Consider the following 300-nt stretch of genomic DNA (forward strand, 5'->3'; position numbering starts at 1 on the left):
CAGTGCCTGCGCGGTGCAGATGTTGGACGTGGCCTTCTCGCGGCGGATGTGCTGCTCGCGGGTCTGCAGCGCCAGGCGGTACGCGGGAGTGCCGGCGTCGTCCTTGGAAACGCCCACCAAGCGGCCCGGCATGGAGCGCTCGAGGCCCTTCTGGACGGCCATGTACGCGGCGTGCGGGCCGCCGAAGAACAGCGGAACGCCGAAACGCTGGGTGGAGCCGACAGCGATGTCGGCACCCTGCTCGCCCGGAGGCGTGATCAGGGTCAGCGCCAACAAATCCGCGGCAACGGTGACGAGGGC

General features: G+C 70.0%; 1 pseudogene. It reads right to left on the bottom strand.

The window, feature by feature from the left end:
• Positions 1–300 (bottom strand): annotated as a pseudogene (locus tag NFJ07_RS25790) (glycine dehydrogenase (aminomethyl-transferring)); the annotation flags it as partial.

The sequence above is a fragment of the Arthrobacter sp. B2a2-09 genome, from assembly GCF_027587375.1.
Classification (GTDB): domain Bacteria; phylum Actinomycetota; class Actinomycetes; order Actinomycetales; family Micrococcaceae; genus Arthrobacter.